This is a genomic window from Larkinella soli, from assembly GCF_003703975.1.
Classification (GTDB): domain Bacteria; phylum Bacteroidota; class Bacteroidia; order Cytophagales; family Spirosomataceae; genus Larkinella; species Larkinella soli.
In genome coordinates this window covers 1-421 of record NZ_QTJY01000072.1, presented here as the reverse complement: position 1 = coordinate 421, position 421 = coordinate 1, and the positions used below count along the sequence as shown (strand labels likewise).

General features: G+C 63.7%; 1 protein-coding gene. It reads left to right on the top strand.

The features are described 5' to 3' along the window. Positions 1-421: hypothetical protein (locus DX909_RS29740; protein WP_164851466.1), on the top strand; the 421-nt coding region annotated here is incomplete at both ends.

Here is a 421-nt window from a genome sequence, read left to right as displayed (position 1 = left end):
GACACTACGATCACCATCGCCGAAGCCCGGCAGTATTTCGACCGCCAGTTAACAGGCAAACAACTCCGCAAGCCGGGTAAGAAAAACAAAAAGACCCTCTGGGACAAAGCCCTCGAGCTCCCCGACCAGCTGGGCCGCCCCGTCGTCTCGGTGCCCCTGGTCTATGATCCCGGCGAGGATTTCCTCCTGCAGGGCTTCCAGCGGCTGCTGGTCTGGAAAGACAAAGGCCAAACCCGGTCGGCGGTGCTGGAAGTCCTGGGCCGCCCCGACTACCTGCACAAAACCGGCTATGCCCTGCGCGACCACGACTTCACCGGCCTGGTCTTCCTGCGCGACTGGGAGGACCAGCTGCTGGCCGGCTGGAGCTACGAGAACGGCCGGCCTCAGGGCCGCATCGTCCTGGAAAGCGACAAACAGGCCG